Origin of the sequence: Paenibacillus methanolicus, from assembly GCF_008124765.1 — a bacterium.
Classification (GTDB): Bacteria; Bacillota; Bacilli; order Paenibacillales; family Paenibacillaceae; genus Paenibacillus_Z; species Paenibacillus_Z methanolicus.
Genome location: NZ_VNHS01000003.1, coordinates 530,843 through 554,342 on the forward strand (window position 1 = coordinate 530,843; position 23,500 = coordinate 554,342).

Sequence of the window (23,500 nt, forward strand, 5' to 3'; positions counted from 1 at the left end):
GCGGCTCATTCGAATATAAACAAGGCTTGCCCTGGTAGAGGCAAGCCTTGTTTTGTTATCCGATGAGAAGGCGAAGCAACCTCAACAGGCTCTATGGCGGCTTGTTCAGGTTGCCGTGTTCAGGTTGCTGCAGCGTTCCCCTATTACGTAATTAACAACTTAACGTTCTGCTTATCAAGACGGACCGCACGTCCTCGAAGTACTGCTTGAGCTCGAAATGGATGTCATGCAACCGCGCGGCGATTTGCGCCGGGTATGTCGCCAATTGCTCCCCAGCTATCGTCTTGCACGTCGAGGATATTGCAGATAGGTTCGCAATCGCTTCCGGCAAATAGAGATTCATGCCTTCGTACTCATGGCGCTCTTGCAAATCTACAATTAAGTCATTCATGAAGTGCAGCCTGTATTTCCATGCGTTCGTCATTTCACCCAAGAACGAAACAAGCGCGGCCAATTCGTCGGCACTCGAGAAAGCGAAGTCTTCGATCGTATGAACGAGACGGAGTATCGCGTCCAATCCGACAACTAACGTGTACGGCTCGTCGTTCTCCTCGATTTGACGGGTATGTGAACGCAGGTAAGCGTCTATGTTACGCAGCAGCAGCTCAGTTCCGTACGTCCGCATGTCGAGCGGCTTCACGTTCTCCGTTACGACCTCCATGAACTGATAAGGGTCGACGGTGGACTGGGCGGGGTGATGGATGAACGCCATCTTCCCTATTCCGGCGATGGATCGTTTGAAATCATCCATACTGATCGCGCCGAAATAACGGAAGGTGCTGTCATAGACGATACACTCGTCCTCCAGCATATCCACGAGCGTATAGACGTGAGAACGGCCTAATCCCAGGTCGTCATTCATGCTCCGATCCAGCACGTTCAGCCACTGCTCTACAGGAAGATGATAGTCTTGCGAGTACGGCAAGTAATACGTCGTCCCGTTCACGATGACGACTTCGCCCTTCTGCAGCTTCTCCGCGCACCACGCCAGCGCTTCCGTCTCTTCGTCGAAGGTTACCGTGCGGAATTCCACATTCATATCTTCGAAAATATCGGGAAGCCGCAAGATATGACCCAAGTAGGTTTGCGTGGACGGATATACGATCCGATCCTCTTGCTGCTTATTGCGGAATCGGTAGAAGATCTGGCCTTCTCCCCTGGAATTCGAAATGTAGCTCTTCGGAAGGCCGATTCGCTGCTCGTAATTCAACTTTTCCATCACGGCCCCGTAGGAGCACGGATAATAATACGGGTACTCTCTCGGCCTGTCGAACGATGGATTGTATTGTCTGTGTCCTTCGTTCGTCGTCGCGTCCTTCAAGACATGCTCCGTAAGCGCAGCTATCGTCTTGTGCTCCATCATATCCCGTAAAGAAAACTCCAAATGATGCCTTCGCGCCTTCTCTACCGCTTGAATCGCCTTAAGCGAATGTCCGCCGAGGTCGAAAAACCCGTCGTGTATGCCGACTTGATCCATGCCGAGCACTTCCTGCCAGATGAGCGCGAGCGTCTGCTCGGTTCGGTTGCGCGGAGCCGCGTACGCGGTCGTGCCTTGCAGCTCGACTTCAGGCCTCGGAAGCGCCTTGCGGTCGACTTTGCCATTATGGTTAAGCGGGAGCTGCTCCAATTGCACGAAATACGTCGGAATCATGTATTCGGGCAAGGTTTTTCCCAAGTAGGCGCGCAGATTAGCCGCGGCAAGCGTCTCCCCCGTTCGGGCAACGACATACGCGCATAACGCTTTCTGCCCGTTCGCCTCCTCATGCGCAAGGACGACGGCTTCGCGAATAGGCTCATGGTCAAGGAGCGCCGCCTCGACTTCGCCGATTTCAATGCGGTATCCGCGAATTTTGACCTGATGATCGATCCGGCCGACATATTCAAGCGTGCCGTCATTGCGCCAACGTGCCAGGTCGCCTGTTCGGTACATGCGGGCAGCCGGGATAAACGGATGTTGAACGAACTTCTCGGCGGTCAGCTCAGGCAGATGAAGATAACCTCTTCCCACCGCATCTCCGGATACGCACAGCTCGCCGACGATGCCGACCGGCAGCAGCTGATTCGTCGGGCTGACGATCCAGATTTGCGTATTGTGGATCGGCGTGCCGATCGGCGGAATTTCCGGAATCGGCCGACCCGGGTGCATCGTGTACGTCGTCACGACATGCGTCTCCGAAGGCCCGTAGTGATTATGAAGGGTAACCCCGCTTTCTTGCAGGAAAGCTCTTAGCGTGTCGCTGATAATGAGCTGTTCCCCCGCGGTTACGAGATGCGTCACCGAAGTCAGATGAGGCTTCGCGCTCCCGCCGAACAGAAACTTCAAATACGACGTAGACAGCAGGACGACCTCGATGCTCTCGGTGTTCACATAGTCCAGCAGACGATGCTGATCCATTTTGATCTTCGGTCCGACTACGTGCAGCTCTCCGCCCGAAAGCAGCGTCGAGAAGATTTCCTGATAGCAGACGTCAAAGCTCATGCTTGTACTTTGCAATACTTTGCCGTGGAACGGGATGCCGGACTTCTGCTGCTGATCATGGATCAGATTGACCAGGTTACGATGCTCGAGCAGCACGCCTTTCGGTTTGCCCGTCGTGCCCGACGTATAGATGACGTACAGCAGATGCTCCGGTCCGCTCGCCGATGCCAGGTTGGCGATACCATCGTCTGCGTCAGAAGCGTCAAGATCAATCGCCTCTCCCTGATAATGGACGGGAAGGAGCTGCTGCGTTTCCTTGTTCACGAGCACGACCGGAGCCGCGCAATGTTCCAGCATGTATTGAATCCGCTCGGCCGGATAAGACGGATCGATCGGTACGAACGCTCCGCCGGCTTTTAATATGGCGAGCAGCCCGACGACCATTTCCGGCGAGCGGTCGGCGAGGATGCCGACGAGCGTGTCCGCCTTTACGCCTTCGGCGCGCAGTATTCTCGCCAGCTGATTGGATCTTGCGTTGAGCGCTGCGTAGGTCAGCTGCGCTCCGCCGGACACGACGGCTATCCGGTCTGGCGTTCGCGCCGCTTGCTCCTCGAACAGACCGTGAATCGTCTGCTCCCGCGCATAGTCCGCTTTCGTGTCGTTGAACTGCTCCAGCACGCGTTCGCGCTCCGTTGCCGATAGAAGCGTAAGCTCCGCCAGTCGGAGCGTCGGCTGCTCTACGAGCTGCTCCAGCAATTGGACGAAGTGACCGAGCATCCGCGTGGCCGTCTCCTCCGTAAACAGCGCGGTCGCATATTCCAGCTCAAGTTCAATCGTATCTCTCTGCACCGCCTCCAGCGACAAGTCGAACTTGGACACCCGTTGCTCGAACGTAACCGGGGCGATTTCCAGTTCGGCGATTCGCTCGCGGGGAGTTCCCTGCTCCGTGTTCTGCATCACGAACAGCACGTCGAACACCGGATTGCGGCTCATATCGCGCGTCAGGACGAGCTTCTCCACGAGCTGCTCGAACGGATAATCCTGATTCTCGTACGCCTCCAGCGAACGTTCTTTCACTTCCCGGACGAACGACAGGAACGTCTTGTCGCCTTCCGGTCGGCCCCGGAGCGTCAGCGTGCCCACGAACATCCCGATCATCCGCGCCAAGTCCGCATGCGGTCTTCCCGCGATCGGCATTCCGACGATCACGTCCGTTTGACCGCTATATTGGGACAGCAGCACCTGATACGTCGCCAGCAGCGCCATGCTTGTCGTGATGCCTTCTTTCGCGCATAGCTGCATAAGCGATTCGGTCAGCTTGCTCGACAGGTTCATCCCCACGCGGTTGCCTGCGAAGCTTTGCAGCGCCGGGCGAGGGAAGTCCGTCGGTAAGTTCAGCACCGGCAGTTCTCCGCCGAGCTGCCGTAACCAGTAGGCTTCCTGACGCCGCATCCGCTCTCCATTCAGCTGCCGCTGCTGCCATGAGGCGTAGTCTTTGTACTGGATACGCGTCGAAGTCGGCGTCTCGCCCCGATACAGCTGCATCCACTCTTCGACGAACAGCTCCAGCGACACGCCGTCCGCGACAATATGGTGCAGGTCGACGAGCATAATCGCTTCGTCCGCCGACAACGGCACTAATCCGGCCCGCAGCAGCGGAGCCTGGCTGAGGTCGAACGGCCGCACGAATCGGTCGATCTGTTGCTGGCGTGCATGCTCGCTATCGGGGTGATCGATCGTCAGCTCCTCAAGAGCAAACGGTACGGTCGCATGCACCTGCTGGACAGGCTCTCCATCCACGCTCGCGAACGAGGTGCGCAATGCTTCATGGTGCCGCAGCATACCTTCGAACGCCGCCGTCAGCCGTCCCCTGTTCCAAGGGCCGCGTAGCCGGTATACGCTCGGCATGTTATAGCTCGTGTTCAACCCTTCGAGCTGTCCGAGCACGTACAGTCGTTTCTGCGCCGACGATAACGGGTAATACGGCTGCTCCGCCACGGGCTCAATCGCCACATACGCGCTGCTTGCCAACTTCCCGATATGAGCCGCCATCGTCTCCAGCGTCGGGTGCGTGAACAGATCGCGCAGCGGCACTTCCACATGCAGCTCTTGATGCAAGCGCGCCGCGAGGCTCATCGCCTTCAACGAGTGACCGCCCAGCGCGAAGAAATCGTCATGTACGCCAACGCGTTGGGCGCCCAGCACCTCTTCCCATATACGCGCCAGCGCCGCTTCGCTTGAATCCCGCGGCTCCGCGAATGCATCCGCGTCCTCCGATAACAGCGATTGCTGCGGACGCGGCAACGCCTTGCGGTCCAGCTTCCCGCTCGGCGTCAGCGGCATGCTTGCCAGATAGACGAAGAAGCTCGGAATCATGTAGGATGGCAAGCTTTGCCCCAGCCAGCTTCGCAGCTCGGCAGCTTCCGGCTGCTCATCGCCCTCCGGCACCACATACGCGCCCAGCGCCTTGCTCCCGTTGTCTTCCTGGATGGCGATAACCGAGCACGCCCGCACGCGCTCGTGCGCCAGCAGCCGCGCTTCGATTTCCCCGGTTTCGATCCGGTAGCCGCGGATTTTCACTTGATGGTCGAGTCGGCCGACGTAAGCGAGCCGGCCATCCGGCAGCCAGTGGGCAAGGTCGCCGGTCCGATACATTCGCGAACCCGGCACGAACGGATTATCCACGAACTTCTCCGCGGTCAGCTCCGGTCGGTTCATATACCCGCGCGCTACGCCATCGCCGCCGATGCAAAGCTCACCCGTCGCGCCGATCGGTAGCAGCTGATTGCGGCTATCTACGATATAAGCCTGCGTGTTTGCGATCGGCGAGCCAATGCAGATGCGGTCATCCTGAATCTCATAAACAGTAGACCAAATCGTGGTTTCGGTCGGTCCGTAGACGTTGAACAGCCGCGCGTCGGTATGGTCTCTGATCAATTTGATCAGGTCGCTTGGGCATGCCTCTCCGCCGATCAATATTTTATTGACCTGTCGTAACCAATTTCGCGGCTCCGACTGCATGATCATCTGCATCCGGGAAGGCGTCGTCTGCATGACATCCACCCCATGGAGCAGGACCACCTCCTCGAGCTTCACGTCTTCCACTTCCTGTTTCGCGGCGATGACGCACTTCATCCCGTAACAAAGCGGCAAAAACAGTTCCAGCGCAAAGATATCGAACGACACCGTCGTAAGCGACAAAAACGTATGGCCGGCGCTCGTCTGCAGCGCTTCCTTCATCCCTTGCATGAAATTGACGACGGAACGGTGCTCGATCATGACTCCTTTCGGATTCCCGGTCGAACCGGACGTATAGATGACGTACATCAAATGACGCGAATCGTGAACAGGCGGCAAATCGCCAGCCTCGGCACTCGCTTCTCCCTCATTCCAAAGCGCGACATCCACTACTTCTCCGGAAAATTGCACGTCATTAACGAAGCGCGATTGCGTGAGCAGCAGCTTAGCCTGACTGTCGCTCAGCATGTACCGGATCCGGTCGGCCGGATAATCCGGGTCGATCGGCACGTAGGCGCCGCCGGCCTTTAGTATCGCGAGAAGACCGACTGCCATATCAACAGAACGCTCGATCATCATGCCGACCGGCCGATCCGCTTGGGCGCCTTTATCCCGCAGTATCCGCGCCAATCGGTTCGCCCTTCTGTTCAACTCTCCGTAGGTGACCGTCTCGCCGCCGCTTGCGACAGCGACCCGATCGGGATTTCGCGCCGCTTGCTCCTCGAACAGCGAGGTAATCGTTTTGTCTGTCGGATAATCGGTTCGCGTATCATTGAACGTGACGAGAAGTTGCCGTTCTTCCGCGGCGCTTAACATCTTCAGCTCGCTCAGCGGCCGTGCCGGGTTCGTGGTTGCTTCCCGCACGATGTTGCAGAAATGATCCGCCATGCGCCGCATCGTCTCCGGCTCCCACAGCTTGGCGTCGTATTCCAGGCTAAAGTGCAGACCGTCTTCTTCCTCCGCGGCGTTCAACGTCAAATCCATTTTGGCGACGGCATGTCCCCATTCATAGGGCGTCACGCGAACGTCTTCCAGTTCCAGCGACGGGACCTCCATGTTTTGCATCGCGAACATCGTGTCGAACAGCGGGTTACGGCTTAAATCGCGCTGAACGTGAAGCGTCTCTACGAGCAGCTCGAACGGGTAGTCCTGATTCTCGTAGGCTGCGAGCGCGTTCGCCTTGACCGTCTCCAGCAGCGCCAGGAAGCTTTGGCTGCCTTCCGGTCGGTTGCGCATGGCCAGCGTATTGACGAACAATCCCGCCATCCGCGTCGTATCCGCGTGCGTCCTCGCCGCGATCGGGCTTCCGACGACGATGTCCGTCTGCCCGGTATGTTTGTAGAGGAGCACGTTATAGGCGGCCAACAGCACCATGTACATCGTCGCTCCGCGCTCCACGGCCAACCGCTTGACGCGTTCCCCGACTTCAGTGGATAGCGTAAAGTACAGCTTCCCTCCCGTGAATTGCCTAGAGACAGGGCGCGCATGATCCAGCGGCAAGTTCAGGACGGGAATTTCGCCGGCGAACGTACGATGCCAATATTCGCGCTGCCTGCGCATCTCCTCGCCGTTATTGAAGTTCTGCTGCCACGCCGCGTAATCTTTGTACTGCAAGCGCAGCGGCGTTAAGGTCTTTCCGTCGTATAAGTCCATGAAATCTTCAACGAGAATGCCGTTCGTGACGCCATCCGACACGATATGGTGCATGTCTACAAGCAGCACATGCTGCCGTTGATTCATCTTGATCAAGCCGGCCCGCACGAGCGGCGAGACGCTCAAGTCGAACGGACGTACGAACGACGCGGCACGCGCCGCAAGCTCTTCTTCGGTTGCCGAGCCCAAATCTTCGAGTTCGAAGCGGATGGCTTCGCGCACCCGCTGTGCCGGCTCTCCTTCGACCATCTCGAAGCTCGTCCGCAGCACTTCATGCCGCTCTACCAAGCTCTGGAAGGCTTGCTCCAGACGGGCGCGATTCAGCTCGCCTTCGACGCGAAGCGCGATCGGCATGTTGTACGCCGTGCTAATCTCTTCCAAATGCTGCAACACGTACTGTCTCTTCTGCGCCGAAGATACCGGGTAATAGTCTTGCTTCGGAGCGGGCGCAAGCGGAACGTATTGGCTCGCGCCTGCCGATAGGATCGCGGCGGCCAATTGTTCGAGCGTCGGAGATGCGAACAGCTCCCGCAGCGTAATCTCCACGGCGAACGCCTGATGGATGCGCGACAGCAGCGTAATCGCACTTAGCGATTGGCCGCCGGCTTCGAAGAAGTTGTCCGTCCGTCCGATGCGCGGAACGCCAAGCGCGTCCTCCCAGATTCCCGCGAGCTTCCGCTCTACCTCGCCGCGCGGAGCGAGATACGCCTTGCCTGCTTCCTGACCATGCACGATTTGCGACACGGGCAATTGCAATAATTTCGCCGGCGTATGGCAGGCCAACGAGGAATAGTAGGACAAATGAAGCAAGCTGCTCTCCTGAATCAAATGGATTTCCCATTTGTTCGACTTCAAGCCTGCCTTTCGAATCGCATCCGTAGGGCTCGCGATATCCAGCCGTTGTTCGTTCTTCACGTCGCGTTCGGACGGTGCCTGGTCCGCCGGAGCCGAAGAACGAAGCCATTCGCCGAGCGTTAACGTCAGATGCTCGACATTGTCGGCTAGAAGCTGCAAAGGCACCTCATAGCGGGTAAAGCCGTCCCGTTGACCCAATGCTCTCCACTTGCTCCGATTGATGAACGCCGCAAGCGGCATATTTTTGCCTGTCGGAATATACAAGGCATCGAGCGCGGACACATCGTGATCCAGGCAAATCTGCTTGATTGCCGCCATCATGGCCTCCTCGACGCGTTTGCCCAATACGCGGCAGCTCAGCAGGAACGTATCGATCGTCGCGTTCCCTTCTTGCACCTTGACGGTAAGCAGACCGACGATTCCGTACGTGCCGAACCGATCCCTTGCTTCGACGATCCGGCAATGGTAAGCGGGATCGTTCGCCAACAGGCAGATTTCGTTTTCCGTTCTTCGCACGCCATTCAGATTGAATTGATTCGTTCGCTGCGTCAGCTGCGATGCCCGGTCCACTTCACGTTCGGTCATGGTGCGCACGCTTACTTCCAGCTGCAAACCCGACAGAAATTCGTCCAGCGACAGATCTTGCGACTGCATATCTTTGCGCTGTCGTTCTGCGGCAACCATCTCCGTGCGCAGACGATCCTCGTTCGTGACCTTCATTCGATCGAAAGCCCACACATGTCTGAGGAACGAAGGAATCTGCTCCGGATCCGACGGCAGCTGAAGGGTCAGCACTTCCGGGCATTGCGCCATCATGAGGCTGCATTCCATCGGATTGTCGTCCACGAAGATGAAGCTGTCGAGGCCCAAATTTAGCTCCTTCGCCAGTTCTCGCAATGATTCCGGCTTCGATTCCCAATTGATTCTCCACGCCGCGATGTGTTCTTTTTTCAATATCATGTCAGGATGACGATCGAAAACGTCCCACACGTCGGCTTCGGCATTTTTGCTGGCGAGCGCCAAAAGCAGGCCTTCCTTGCTTTTCTCCATTATAAACCGCTGCAATTCGGCATAAGGCCCCTCAATGGAGACGCCAAGTCCTCCATCTTCGCCGCAAACGCCTCTCCACAGCGTCTGGTCGCAATCCAGCACAATCACCTTGAACGTCTGCTTGTTCCATGCCACCCATTGTCTGGCAATCGCAGTCCCCAATGCGGCATTGTAAGCCTCGCTAAACGGAAGATGTCCCATCCGATCCGTTAAGGCGTCAAAAGGCTCGATAATTCCGTATACATCGCCCAAATCGTTGAGATCAACCCCGTAAACGCTCGGCATGGCGGCCAATTCGCGAAGCCACTGCGCGTTCAACCGCGATATGCGATCGATAACGGTGTCCGAAAGCCCTACATGCGTCGACACCGGAAATACGCCTACAAAATACGGGACCGTTTTGGACTTGTTCCGCAAAGCGCGCACCAGCTGTTCATAGGTGCTCTCCAGCTTGTCGAGCTGCTGCGCCTCCGATAGAGTATCCTCGCGCAGCCAATCCTCGAAGCGGACCAACAGCACGTTCGCGCCCGTATTTTCCGACAACAGGCTCGCTGGATCGAGAAGCTGCTGGAACACCTGATTGTAGCCCGCGAACCGGACATGGACCGGCAGATGATGGACGTTCGCCCAGTATTTCAAATGATTTTCGAGCGGTTCGGCCGTGAATGTCGCGCTGATCGCCATGCAAGGAAGCATACCGGACCCCGTATCGCCAGGACCAGGATTCCCGCCATTTCGCATTCTCTTCTGTTCGAGCTCCGCTTGTTCCTGGGGCGTGAACGGCAGCAGATCGGCAAGCGCCATCATTGGATTCGCCGCAACCTCGTGAATCAACTGCCCCAAATGAACGGTGAATTGTCGCATGGTATCTTCGCGGAATAGATCGGTGCGGTACTGCAGAATTCCCTGCAGATCCGATTCGTGCTCCCCATAGAACACATCCAGCTTGAAATCCAGTGCACTCGTCTCCCCGTGTAATTCATAGGGAGCTACCAACAGATCGCCATATTCCATCCCGTTAGGTTTCCGTTCGTTATGGAAGAGGAGCATCGTATCGTACAGGGGATTACGGGCAGCATCCCATTTCGTATTTCTATCCGCGACCATTTGCTCGAACGGGTAATCCTGGTTTTCATAGCACGCTATTATCGCCGATGAAGCTTGCGCCAGGAAGTCCAGGAACGATTGATTCGCGTTGACTCCGATGCGAATGGGGAGGAAGTTCATGAATACGCCGATCATATTTTCCAAATCCGCATGTTTTCTGCCCGCAACCGTCGATCCGACGACCACTTCGTCTTGCCCGCTGTATTTGCTCAACGCAATCGCGTATAGAGCAAGCAGCAGCGCGTTCATCGTCGTGCCTCGTTCTTGAGCCAGATGCTGCAAGCGACGGACGTCATCTGCGGCGAATGCAAAAGCGAATTCGCTGCCTTCGTACCGTCTCGTCTTCGGCCGGTTGAAATCCGTCGGCATTCGCAGCACCGGGAGACCGCCGTCTAACTGCTCCCTCCAGAATGCTTGCTGCTTATAATAGCCATCCGACCTGCGCCATTGCTGCTCCCATACGGCAAAGTCTTTGTATTGCAGCGGCAATGGGCGCATTGGGCTTCCATGGTACAAAGCCAATATCTCTTGCGAGAACCGGTTGGCCGAAGCGCCATCCGACACGATATGGTGCATGTCCAGCAGCATGACGTGCCGCCGCTCGTCCTGCTTGATCAAGCCGACCCGCACGAGCGGCGCCGCGCTCAAGTCGAACGGACGGACGAACGCCGCCGCGCGAGCCGCAAGTTCCTCTTCCGACGCCGTGCCCAAATCCTCGAGGTCGAGGCGGAAGGTTTCGCGCACCCGCTGTACCGGCTCTCCTTCGACCATCTCGAAGCTCGTTCGCAGCACCTCGTGCCGCCGAATCAAGTCTTGGAAGGCTTGCTCCAGGCGGCTGCGGTCCAATTCCCCTTCGATGCGCAGCGCGCTCGGAATGTTATACGCCGTTCCGGTTTCTTCCATCTGCTGGAGCACGTACAGCCTCTTTTGCGCCGAAGATACCGGATAATAGGCCCGTTCCGGAGCAGGTGAAATCGATGAGAATTGGCTCGCGTTCGCCTCTTGAATGGCGGAGGCGAGTTGTTCGAGCGTCGGGGCGGCGAACAGCGTCCGCAGCGGAATCTCGACGGCGAACGCCTGATGGATGCGCGACAGCAGCGTAATCGCATTCAGCGATTGGCCGCCGGCTTCGAAGAAATGGTCCGACCGTCCGATGCGCGGAACACCCAGCACGTCCTCCCAAATTCCCGCGAGTTTCCGCTCCAGCTCGTTCTGAGGGGCGGTATACACCCTCGGGACGTCCTGCCCAGGCATGACTTGCGATACCGGTAATTGAACCAATTTCTCCGGCGTATGGCAGGCCAGCGAGGAATAGTGGGACAAATGAAGCAACCGGCTCTCTTGAATCAAGTTGATTTCCCATTCGTTCGTCTGCAAACCGGAATTCTGGAGAGAGTCCGAAATCCTCGTCATATCGTCTCGATTTACGCTCTTATGATCGTACTCGGTCGATCCATGATCCGCGGGAGCCGAAGAAGGCCATTCGCCGAACGTTAACGTCAGATGCTCGACGTTGTCGGCAAGAAGCTGCAAAGGCACTTCATAGCGGGTAAAGCCGTCTCTTGGATCCAACGCTCTCCACTGGCTCCGCTTGATGAACGCCGTAATCGGCATATTTTTGCCAGTCGGTATATACAGAGCCCCGAGCGTGGCTACATCGTGATCCATGCAGATCTGCTTGATTGCCGCCATCATGGCGTCCTCCACGCGTTTGCCCAGCACGCGGCAGCTCAGCAGGAACGTATCGATCGTCGCGCTCTCTTCCTCCACCTTGACGGTCAGAAGACCGACGATGCCGTACGTGCCGAACCGATCCCGCGCTTCGACGATCCGGCACTGGTAAGCGGGATCGTTCGCCAACATGCGGATTTCGGTTTCCGTCCTGCGCACGCCATTCAGATTGAATTGATTCGTTCGTTGCGTCAGCTGCGATGCCCGATCCGCTTCGCGTTCGGTCATGCGGCGGACGCTTACTTCCAGCTGCAAGCCTGACAGAAATTCGTCCAGCGACAGATCATCCGATTGCATGGCTTTGCGCTGACGCTCTGCGGCAACCATCTCCGTGCGCAGACGATCCTCGTTCGTGACCTTCATTCGATCGAAAGCCCACACATGCTTGAGGAACGAAGGAATCTGATTCGGATCGCGCGGCAATTGAAGCGTCAGCACTTCCGGGCATTGCGACATCATGAGGCTGCATTCCATCGGATTATCGTCGACGAAGATGAAGCTGTCGAGGCCCAAATTCAGCTCCTTCGCCAGTTCCCGCAAGGATTCCGGCTTCGTTCCCCAATTGATTCTCCACGCCGCGACGTGTTCTCTTTGCAGGATCATGCCGGGATGACGATCGAAAACGTCCCACACGTCAGCTTCGGCATTTTTGCTGGCGAGCGCCAAAAGCAGGCCTTCTTTGCTTTTCTCCACCATAAACCGCTGCAGTTCGGCATAAGGCTCTGCGATGGAGACGCCCAGGCCTCCGTCTTCGCCGCAAACGCCGCTCCACAACGTCTGATCGCAATCCAGTACAATGACCTTGAACGTCTGTTTGCTCCATGCCACCCACTGTCTGGCAATCGCAGTCCCCAATGCGGCATTGTAAGCTTCGCTAAACGGCACATGTCCCATCCGATCCGTCAGGGCGTCGAAAGGCTCGCGAATCCCGTAATTTTCGGCCAGATCTTGGAGATCGACCCCGTATACGCTCGGCATGGCGGCCAAATCGCTCAGCCACTGCGTATTCAAACGAGCGATGCGACCGATAACGGCATCCGATAGCCCTACATGCGTCGACACCGGAAACACGCTTACAAAATAGGGGACAGCTTTCGGTTTGTTTCGCAGCGCATGAAGCAGCTGCTCATACGTGCTCTCCAGCTTGTCGAGCTGCTGCGCCTCCGATAGCGTATCCTCGCGCAGCCAATCCTCGAAGCGGACGAGCAGCACGTTCGCGCCCGTATTTTCCGACAACAGGCTCGCTGGATCGAGAAGCTCTTGAAACACCTGATTGTAGCCCGCGAACCGGACATTCACCGGCAAGTTGTGGACGTTCGCCCAATACTTCACATAATGTTCGATCGGCTCGGCCGTAAAGGTCGCGCTGATCGCCAGGCATGGGTGCAAACCGGACTCCGTCACGTCAGGTTTCCGATCGCTGCGCTTCCACTTCTCTTCAAGCTCCGCTTGTTCCTGGGGCGTGAACGGCAATATATCGGCAAGCAAGACGTTCGGATTCGCTGCAACCTCGTGAATCAACTGCCCGAAATGAACGGCGAATTGTCGCATCGTTGCTTCGCGGAACAGATCCGTACGGTATTGCAGCACGCCCTGCATATCCGATTCGTTCCCGCCAACGTACACGTCCAGCTTGAAATCGAGTGAACTCGTTTGCACGTTTAATTCGTATAGAGATACGTTCAGTCCGCCGTACTCGAATCCATCGGCATGGTGCTCGTTATGGAAAATAAGCATCGTATCGTACAACGGATTTCGGGTAGAATCCGGCTTCTGTTTCCGATCCGCTACCATGTGATCGAACGGGTAATCCTGGTTTTCGTAGCACGCTAAGATAGCCGATGAAGCTTGCGCCAGGAAGTCCAGGAACGGCTGATTCTCGTTGACTCCGATGCGAATCGGCAGGAAGTTCATGAATACGCCGATCATGCGCTCCAGATCCGCATGTTGCCTGCCCGCGACCGTCGATCCGACGACCACTTCGTCTTGCCCGCTGTATCGGCTTAACGCGATCGCGTAAATAGCAAGCAGCAGCGCGTTCATCGTCGTGTTTCGTTCTTGAGAGAGACGCTGCAAGCGACGGACGTCTTCGGCCTCGAATGCAAAAGTGAGCTCGCTGCCTTCATACCGTCTCGTCTTCGGCCGGCTGAAATCCGTCGGCATTCGGAGCACCGGGAGACCGCCGTCTAATTGCTCCCTCCAGAATGCTTGCTGCTTATAATAGCCATCCGACTTGCGCCATTGCTGCTCCCATACGGCAAAATCCTTGTATTGCAGCGGCAGAGGATACAACGGGCTTCCATGGTACAAAGCCAATACCTCTTGCGAGAACCAATGGCTCGAAACGCCGTCCGACACGATATGGTGCATGTCCAGCAGCATGACATGCCGCTGTTCGTCCTCCTGGATCAAGCCGACTCGCATGAGCGGCGCCTTGCTCAAGTCGAACGGACGGACGAACGCCGCCGCGCGAGCCGCCAGCTCCGCTCCCGCCGCGCTTCCCAAGCCCTCGATGTCGAGGCGGATTTCTTCATGCACCCGCTGTACCGGCTCTCCTTCCGCGATCTCGAAGCTCGTACGCAGCACCTCGTGACGCCGAACCACGCTTTGGAAGGCTTGCTCCAGGCGGCTGCGATCCAATTCACCTTCAATTCGCAGCGCGCTCGAAATGTTGTACGCCGTTCCGGTTTCTTCCATCTGCTGGAGGACGTACAGTCTCTTTTGCGCCGAGGAGACCGGGTAATAGGCCTGTTCCGGAGCAGGTGAAATCGATGCAAATCGGCTCTCATTCGCCTCCTGAATGGCAGCGGCGAATCCTTCGAGCGTCGGGGAGGTGAACAGCGCCCGCAGCGGAATCTCGACGGCGAACGCCTGATGGACGCGCGACAGCAGCGTCATCGCTTTCAACGAATGGCCGCCCGCTTCGAAGAAATTGTCCGCCAGTCCGATTCGCGGAACGCCCAGCACGTCCTCCCAAATTCCCGCGAGCTTCCGTTCCATCTCGCTGCGCGGCGCTAGATAAACGGCCTCCTTCTTCGCCGTTTCCCGAGGGCTCGGCAGCGCCTTCCGGTCGACTTTGCCGCTGCTCGTCAGCGGCAGCCTTTCCAAGGCTACCATGTAGGTTGGTACCATATAGACAGGCAGCCGTTCAGCCAGATAAGCGCGCACATCCGTCATCTTCAGCTGCCCATCCGGAATGATATAGGCGCAAAGCGTCTTTTGCCCTTCCGCATCTTCCCGCGCCGCGACGACCGCTTCTCGGACAGACAAGTGGCTGAGAAGGGCCGCCTCGATCTCGCCGAGCTCGATTCGATAGCCGCGGATTTTCACTTGGTCGTCCATTCGGCCCAAGTACTCGATGCTGCCGTCCTCTCGCCAGCGTGCCCAATCGCCTGTCCGGTACATCCGTTGACCGGGCTCGAACGGGTCGGCGACGAATTTCTCCGCCGTCAGCTCCGGTCGGTTCCGATACTCCCGCGCCAGCCCTTCGCCCGCGATGCATAGTTCGCCCGGAACGCCGATTGGCTGCGGATTTTGCGCGTGATCGAGAATATACACCCTTTTATTCCATACCGGTTGGCCGATCGGGATGGGCGTCTCCTCATCGTGCGTGCATTTATGATAGGTTGCGCACACGGTGCCTTCCGTCGGGCCATAAGTGTTGTAGACGTCCGAAGCGCGCAGGTTGCTATAATAGCTCGGCAGCAGCACGTCACCGCCGGAGATGAACAGTCTTATTTGATGCTTCGTCAGCAGCTGGTTCAGCTGGTTCAACAGCAGAGGCGAACACGAGACGACGCTCACTTGTTGATTAACGATTTCGGAGACAAGCCTGTTCGGCGATAATAACTCGTCTTTGGACAACATGACGATCGTCGCGCCTGCTGCCAAGGCGGGATAAATCTCTTCCACGGACGTATCGAAGGAGATGGAAGCTTGCTGCAAGACGCGATCGTCGGCGGACAGGTTGAACTCGCGTTGAAAAGCGTCAACGTATCCCGACAGGCTTCCGTGTTCGATCATGACGCCCTTCGGTTGGCCCGTGGAACCTGACGTATAGATCAAGTAAGCCAAGTCGCGGCTTGACCCTTCCCATACCAGGTCGTCCGCATGTTCATCCTGGAACGACGCTTCGTCGAGGTTGATTCGCTCTCCCGGGAATGAAATCTTCCCGCCCGTCGCGTTCTCCGTTACGATCAAGGCCGCCCCGCTGTCTTCGAGCATGACCTGCACCCGTTCCGCCGGGTATTCCGGGTCAATCGGCAAATAAGCGCCTCCCGCTTTCAACACGGCGAGCATGGCGACAATCATGTTGGGTGAAGGCTGCACGAATATTCCCACGATGGCGTCCGGAACAACGCCGTGCTTTCTAAGCTTCCTCGCGAGTTGGTTCGCTTTCTCGTTTAACGCCCGATACGTAAGGCGTCGATCTTGGAATCGGATGGCTTCCGCGTCGGGCGTCGAACGAACCTGGTCTTCAAACACGAGATGGATCGGTCTACGCTCCTCGGTTATTGCGCCTGGCTGATTGAACTCTAGCAGAATCCGATTTCTTTCGTCCGGCGTCACGATTTCGAGCTCATCCAGGCGAGCCTGAGGGCGATCGATGATCTGTTCCAGCAGATGGATAAAGCGTTCTGACAGGGCTTCAGCCGTTTCTCGGCGGAAGAGCGCCGTGCAATATTCCAAGTCGAACGCGATGGTATCGGGTCCTACGATCGCTTCCAGCGTCAGATCGAATTTGGAAACCGGATAAACGAACTTTTGCGGCGTGAACGTCAGATTCGCCAGGTTGAGCGATGCAGTCAAATCCATATCCTCGCGCAAATCGAACATGACGTCGAACAACGGATTGCGGCTTAGATCCTTGCTCATGTCCAGCTTCGCCACGACTCGCTCAAAAGGAACGTGAGGATGGGCTTGCGCTTGCAGCGTCTTCTCCCCGACTTCCCTCAAATAGGCATCGAATCGCTTGGCGCCTAGCGGCGAGCTGCGAAGCGCGACGGTATTGATGAAAATCCCGATCATGCTTTGCATCTCCGGCCTTGTCCGCCCCGCGACGGGCGAGCCGACGACAAGCTCTTCCGCTCCCGCATACTTGGACAGCATCACGTTGAACGCCGCGAGAAGGAGCGTATAGAGAGAAACTTGGCTTTGGGCGGCCAACGCTTGTAATGCTTTCGACAGGTCGCCGTTCACGGCGAACTGGATTTGGTCGCCGATGTAGCTTTGTACGGCGGGGCGGGCATAATCCGTCGGTAAGGACAAGACGGGGATCTCTTGCTGAAATTCGCCCATCCAATAGTCCTCTTCCGCTTGCAATGCCCCTGAATCCAGCAGCTTTCGCTGCCATACGGCGAAATCTTTGTATTGCAATCGCAGAGGCGCCAAGGTTGCCCCCCGATACAATTCGGACAACTCCCGAATCAAGATGCCGATCGATACGCCGTCCAACATAATGTGATGGAAATCCGTGAGCAGCCAATGCTCGTTTTCGCTAAGCTTCACAAGCATGACGCGGAACAAAGGCGCACGTTCCAGATCAAAGGGACGCATGTACCGTTCGATGAGCATATCCAAGCGTTCTCCATTCGAATGCAGATAGTCGATCCGAAATTCGATCGACTCTGCCACGGTTTGAACGAGCTCGCCATCGACCATCGCGAACGAAGTCCGAAGAATTTCATGCCGATCGATCAGCGTTCGCCAGGCGTTCTCGAACTTCGCGCGATCCAAGTCCCCTTGAACGAGGATCGCTTCCGGAATATGGTAGCCGATGGAAGCGGGATCGATCTGTTGAAGGACGAACATTCTTTGCTGCGCGGCGGAGACCGGATAATGAGGCGCTGACGGCGCCTGTACCATCGTTTCCCATTCTGTACCGCGACCGTTCTTGCGGATCCATTCCGCCAATAGCTCGATCGTCGGATATTCAAATATGACGTGCAGCGGAACGTTCACGCCATGCTGTTGGTATATATCGAACACCAACTGGTTCGCTTTCAGGGAATGGCCGCCTAACTCGAAAAAGTGATGTTGGATGCCGACTTTTTCCACGCCCAATAAATGCGACCATATGCCGGCAAGCGACATTTCCAGCTCATCCCTTGGCGGGATCAGGCTCGTCTCCGCCTCCGGAGCCGGCTCCGGGAGCCGATTGCGGTCCAGCTTGCCATTCGGCGTAAGCGGCATACGATCCATGCGCACGAAGTGGGCAGGCACCATATATTCCGGCATCGCTCCCAAGAGATGCTGCTTCAGCTCGAAGGGCGTGAGTCCGTCGTCCATCACGACGTAAGCGCACAAGTATTGCTGACCGTCCGGATGGGATCGGGCGATCACCGCGGCTTCCTTGACCTGAGCATGAGTAAGAAGCTGCGCTTCGATCTCTCCCAACTCGATGCGGTAACCGCGGATCTTCACTTGGTGGTCGATCCTGCCCAAATATTCGACATGGCCATCTTCGCGCCAACGGGCCAAATCTCCGGTTCTGTATATTCTCTCCCCCGGCCGGAACGGATTGGCGACGAACTTCTCCTCGGTCAGCTCGGGACGGTTCCAATATCCCCTGGCCAGCCCTACTCCGGCGATGCACAGCTCCCCCGGCATGCCTAAGGGCTGCAATCGGCCGTTCGCTGACAGGATGTGCAGCTGAATGTTATCGATCGGTTTGCCAATCGGAATCGAAGCATGTTCACGTCCGGCCGCGCACTCGAAATGCGAAACTTCGACCGTCGTTTCGGTAGGGCCGTACAGGTTGATCAGCCTCGCGCCGTTCGCACCGAGCAGGCGATTAAAGCGATTGGCAAGATCCGCGGGAAGCGCCTCTCCGCTCGCGAACACGTAGCGCAAGCTTCGTATCGCGGCGAGGCTGCCTCCGTTCTCCAAATGTTCGACGAACAAGCTGAGCATCGACGGAACGAAATGGATGGCCGTTACGCCGCGTCGGGCGATCTCATCGACGATCGTTCTGGCGTTTTTCTCGCCACCTGGCTCCAGCATGATTAACTGGGCGCCAACTAGCGGCCACCAGAACAATTCCCATACGGAGACGTCGAAGCTAATCGGCGTTTTTTGAAGAATGACGTCCTTTTCGTTGAAGGGATAGGCTTTCTGTCCCCAATGCAGCCGGTTCGATACCGAACGATGCTCGATCATGACGCCTTTAGGCCTTCCCGTGGAGCCGGACGTGTAGATCATGTACGCAAGGTTCGACGACGTGTTGACGGGCTCCGGATTGGTCGTCTCCGGCCCGAACGAACGGTCGTCCGACAGGTCGATTCGTTTCACGCTCTCTAGGGCAACCGTGTCGTTCCTGCACACAAGCAGCAGCTTAGCCCCGCTATCTTCCAGCATGAAGCGGATTCGGTCCTCCGGGTACCCGGGGTCGATCGGCAAGTAGGCGCCGCCGGCTTTCAATATCGCCACGATCCCGATCATCATGTCCAGGGAGCGATCCATCATGATCGCGACGACCTGATCCGGGAGGACGCCTTCGCGTCTTAATTGCCAGGCCAATTGGTTCGCCCGCTCGTTCAGCTCCCGATAGGTCAATTGCGCGTCTTGAAACTCTACAGCAGCGTGGTCCGGCGTTTTCTCGGCCTGCGCTTCGAAGAGCTCCTGCAGCAACGCGTGCTCCGGAAAATCCGTCGGCGCTGCGCCCGCAAGCGACAACAGCTTCCCGATTTCTTCGTCCGGGATGATCTCGATCTCGCGTAAGGCGATGTCGGCATCACGCATCGTCATGTCGTAGTATCGCATCAAATATTGCAAGAAGCGCTCCATCGTATCCGATCGATACAGGTGCGCATCGAAATCCACATGAAGATGCAATCCCTCGCTCTTCCTGGAGAAATGAATGCCGACCTGGGTGGTTAACCCTTGTAAATATGCGATATCGTGAACAGAATCGAGCAGTACGACCGTGTCGATATGGGTAGAGTCCGGATCATAGACCGGCAATTCCAACAGCTCCGCCAACAGTCCGATCGGAAAGTTTTGCGATTGGTTCGCTTCCATGACCGTGTTCTTAATCGCGTTCATATATTGGCGGAATGAAAGCTGCTCGTCAATAATCGTTCGAAGCAGCACGGCTGTATTCGGCAGCGTCGCGACTGCTTTGTTCTGTTTGAAAATCGGCATCCCTACCGTAACGTCGCCGCTGCCCATCATCCGGGCAAGCACGAATTTTACGCCCGACAAGAGCAGCATGTACAAGGCGTAATCGGATTTTTTGCTGGCCGCGATGAGCTTGCCGGCAAGCGAAGGATCGAAGACAGCCGCGCAAGAAGACATCGTCCGCGTCCCCCCGCGGTCACTGCTCGGCTTGTCGATCGGGATAAAGGATAGCGCGGAGCGGTCTGCGAACTTGTTCGTCCAGTACGCTTTCTCAGCATCCAGCTCTCCGCTTGCCAGCATGATTTGCTGCGTGTATTTCGTGTTCAAGACTCTGACCTCCGAATGCGGCATGCCGCTTTATTTAAAAATCAAAGGTGACTTCGGCCAAATCCTGCATCTCAAGATGCGTGTTCGAAGGTTCAAGCGAAAGCTCCCGAATGCGAAGGCCGGGATTGCGCATAGCGGCTTCCACGATCCTGGCATAATGATCGAACAAACGCTCCATGGAATGTCCGCGGAACAGCTGCGTGCTGTAGTTGAGCGTGAATCGCAAGCGATCGCCGGCTTCTTCCGCTTGGAGGGAGAGATCTATGCCCGCGTACGGGAATCGGATCGGATACGGCACGACTTCCGCGCCCGCGAGTGTAAGCGTCGCATGCTCCGTGTTCTGCAGAGTAAACATCGCTCGCATCCACTCGGGATGCCAGCCGGGCTGTTCGCTTAACCGGTCAATCAATTCCGCGAACGGATAATTCTGGTTCTCGAGCGCGGCGAGCGTAAATTGCTTCACTTCCATCACATAATCGTTGAACGTTTTTTCTTTGCCGGGATAACTCCGAATCGGCAAGGTGTTGACGAACATCCCCACGATATTCGTCGTATCCGGATGCGTTCTTCCCGACACGAAGGAACCGACGACGATATCTTCCTGACCGGAATACTTGCTTAATAGAATGCTGAAGCAAGCCATTAAGACCATATATAGCGTCGTCTCGGTTTCGATAGCGAATCTGCGCAAGGAAGCCGTCAGCTCGGCCGGGAACTCCCTTTCAAGCTGTTCCCCTTCGGTCGTTCTCCGAGCCGGTCTCGGATAATCCGTCGGCAATTGCAATGGGGGCGCCGCCGCCTGGAACGCATCGAGCCAAAACCGTTCCTGATTCCGATAGGAAGCGGAGCTTCGCCATGCCAGCTCCCATTCGGCGAAATCCTTGTATTGATACGGCGCTTCCAACCCGGCTTCCGCGTTGTAGAGGGCGCCGAGCTCTTGGAATAGAATGCCGATAGACGTGCCGTCAAACACGATATGGTGAATGTCCACGACGAGCAGATGCGTCTGTTCGTCGATTCGAAATAGCCCGGCTCTCACCAGCGGAGCCGCATGCAATGGAAAAGGTTGGATAAAAGAAGCAAGCGTCCTGTCCACTTGATCCGCGTCGACTTCACCGTGCAGAAGCTCAAATGCGAAATCGTCTCTCACGCGTTGAACGGGACGGCCGTCGATCCGTTCAAACGACGTTCTCAGGCTTTCATGGCGCCTGAACACCTCTCGGAAACACCGTTCGAGTCGGTCCCGGTCGATCGGCCCCCGAATAGACATCGCCCCGGGCATATTCCAAATGGTGCTTGCCGGGTTCATTTCGTACAGCACGTACATCCGATTTTGCGCGTCGGATAGGCGATAGTAAGGCTTTGCCGGGACACGCTCGAGCGGCGGCGGCGGCTCTTCGCGGTCTAGCCCGCGAATCAGCTGCGCCAACTTCGCCGGCGTCGGGTGACGAAGGATGTCCGCTATCGATACGCTGACGCGGGCCAGACGGAAAACGTTCATTTTCAACTGTTGAAGTTGCAGGGAATTCCCGCCCAGCTCAAAGAAATGATCGTGGATGCCGACCTCTTCGACTTCCAGCAGATTCGACCATTGGCCGACCAGAAACGACTCCGTTTCGTCCCGAGGCGGCGCATAGCTTTCTTCCGCGACTCTTTCCGCAATCGGCGCTGGCAGCGATCGGCGATCCAGCTTCCCGTTGGACGTCAGGGGCATTCGTTCCAGACGCACGAAGCGGGCGGGAATCATGTATTCTGGCAAATCAACCGATAGATAGCGTTTGATATCCACGGTCGAAACCTCGTCCGAAGCGACGAGATAGGCGCATAAGAATGGCATCCCTTGCGAATCCGCGCTATCGATGACCACCGCCTCCTTAATCGACGGGTGCCGATGCAAGCGCGCCTCGATTTCGCCGAGCTCGATCCGATAGCCGCGAATTTTGACCTGATGGTCGATCCGCCCCAAATATTCGATGTTCCCGTCCGGCAATACGCGCGCGAGATCTCCGGTCCGGTACATTCGCTCACCCGGCTCGAACGGATTCGGCACGAACTTCTCCTCGGTTAATGCCTTGCGATTCAAATATCCTCTGGCCAATCCGACGCCCGAGATGCAAAGCTCGCCCGTCATGCCGACGGGCATCAACCGGTTCTCCCCCTCCACGACATACAGACGCATGTTGTCGATCGGCTTCCCGATCGGGATGAGGTCTAATTCGAGTTCAGACGAACAATCGAAATAAGAAACGTCGACCGTCGCTTCCGTCGGACCGTATAAATTGATCAATGCCGTTCCGTTCGCGCGCATCAGGCGATTGAATCGGTTGACCAGCCGCGCAGGCAGCGCTTCCCCGCTGGCAAACACGCGGCGTAGGGAACGCAAGCCTTCCGGCACCCCATTGGTCTCCACATAATCGACGAAGGCGTACAGCATCGATGGCACGAAATGCATCGTAGTTACTTGGCGGCTGGCGATCGTCCGGATAATCGTATCGACGTCTTGTTCCCCTTGGGGAACAAGCATGCACACTTTGGCTCCGACCATGGACCACCAGAACAGCTCCCAGACGGATACATCGAAACAAAACGGGGTTTTCTGGAGAATCACGTCATGCGCTCCGATCGGATACGCTTGCTGCATCCAGAGAAGCCGGTTAATGACCGAATGATGCTCGATCATCACGCCTTTGGGTTGGCCTGTAGAGCCGGACGTATAGATGACATAGGCCAGATCCGTTGCCCTGCCGGTCGGTTCGAGATCGGTTTCCTCCGCTCCCTCGTACGCCGATTCCGACCGAAGATCGATCGTCTTCACGCCACCCGTATCGACGGCCGGGTTCCCGCTAACGAGCAGGAGCTCCGCCCGGCTGTCCTCCAGCATGAATCGGATCCGCTGCGACGGATAGCGGGGATCGATCGGCAAGTAGGCGCCGCCGGCTTTCAATATGCCGAATAGGCCTACGACCATCTCAAGCGATCTGTCGGTCATGATCGCGACGATGCGGTCCGGTCCGACGCCGGCTTGTCTCAAGGTGCGGGCCAGCCGGTTCGCCCGCCGATTCAGCTCCCCGTATGTGATAGCGCCTTCCTCGTGAATAACCGCAATGCGTTCCGGCGCTCGCACCACTTGCTCTTCGAACCATCGGTGAATGGTTGTGTCGCCGGGAAACGGCATGTTGACGGAAGTTGAATGCATGGTTTGCTCCTCCAGATTTGCGATTG

At 57.0% G+C, this 23,500-nt stretch carries 2 protein-coding genes and 1 pseudogene; all 3 read right to left on the bottom strand.

Translation table 11 applies throughout. The features are described from left to right. Positions 1-151: 151 nt before the first annotated feature. Positions 152-20,278, bottom strand: a complete 20,127-nt coding sequence (locus tag BCM02_RS11040) for a non-ribosomal peptide synthetase (protein ID WP_187434149.1) — start codon at positions 20,276-20,278, stop codon at positions 152-154. Positions 20,279-20,312: 34 nt separating this feature from the next. Continuing rightward, the gene (locus BCM02_RS36590) at positions 20,313-22,145 is read right to left on the bottom strand and encodes a condensation domain-containing protein (RefSeq protein ID WP_425466171.1); all 1,833 of its coding nucleotides are present in this window, start codon (positions 22,143-22,145) and stop codon (positions 20,313-20,315) included. Positions 22,146-22,190: 45 nt separating this feature from the next. After that, positions 22,191-23,474 (bottom strand): annotated as a pseudogene (locus BCM02_RS36595) (non-ribosomal peptide synthetase); the annotation flags it as partial. Positions 23,475-23,500: the final 26 nt, after the last annotated feature.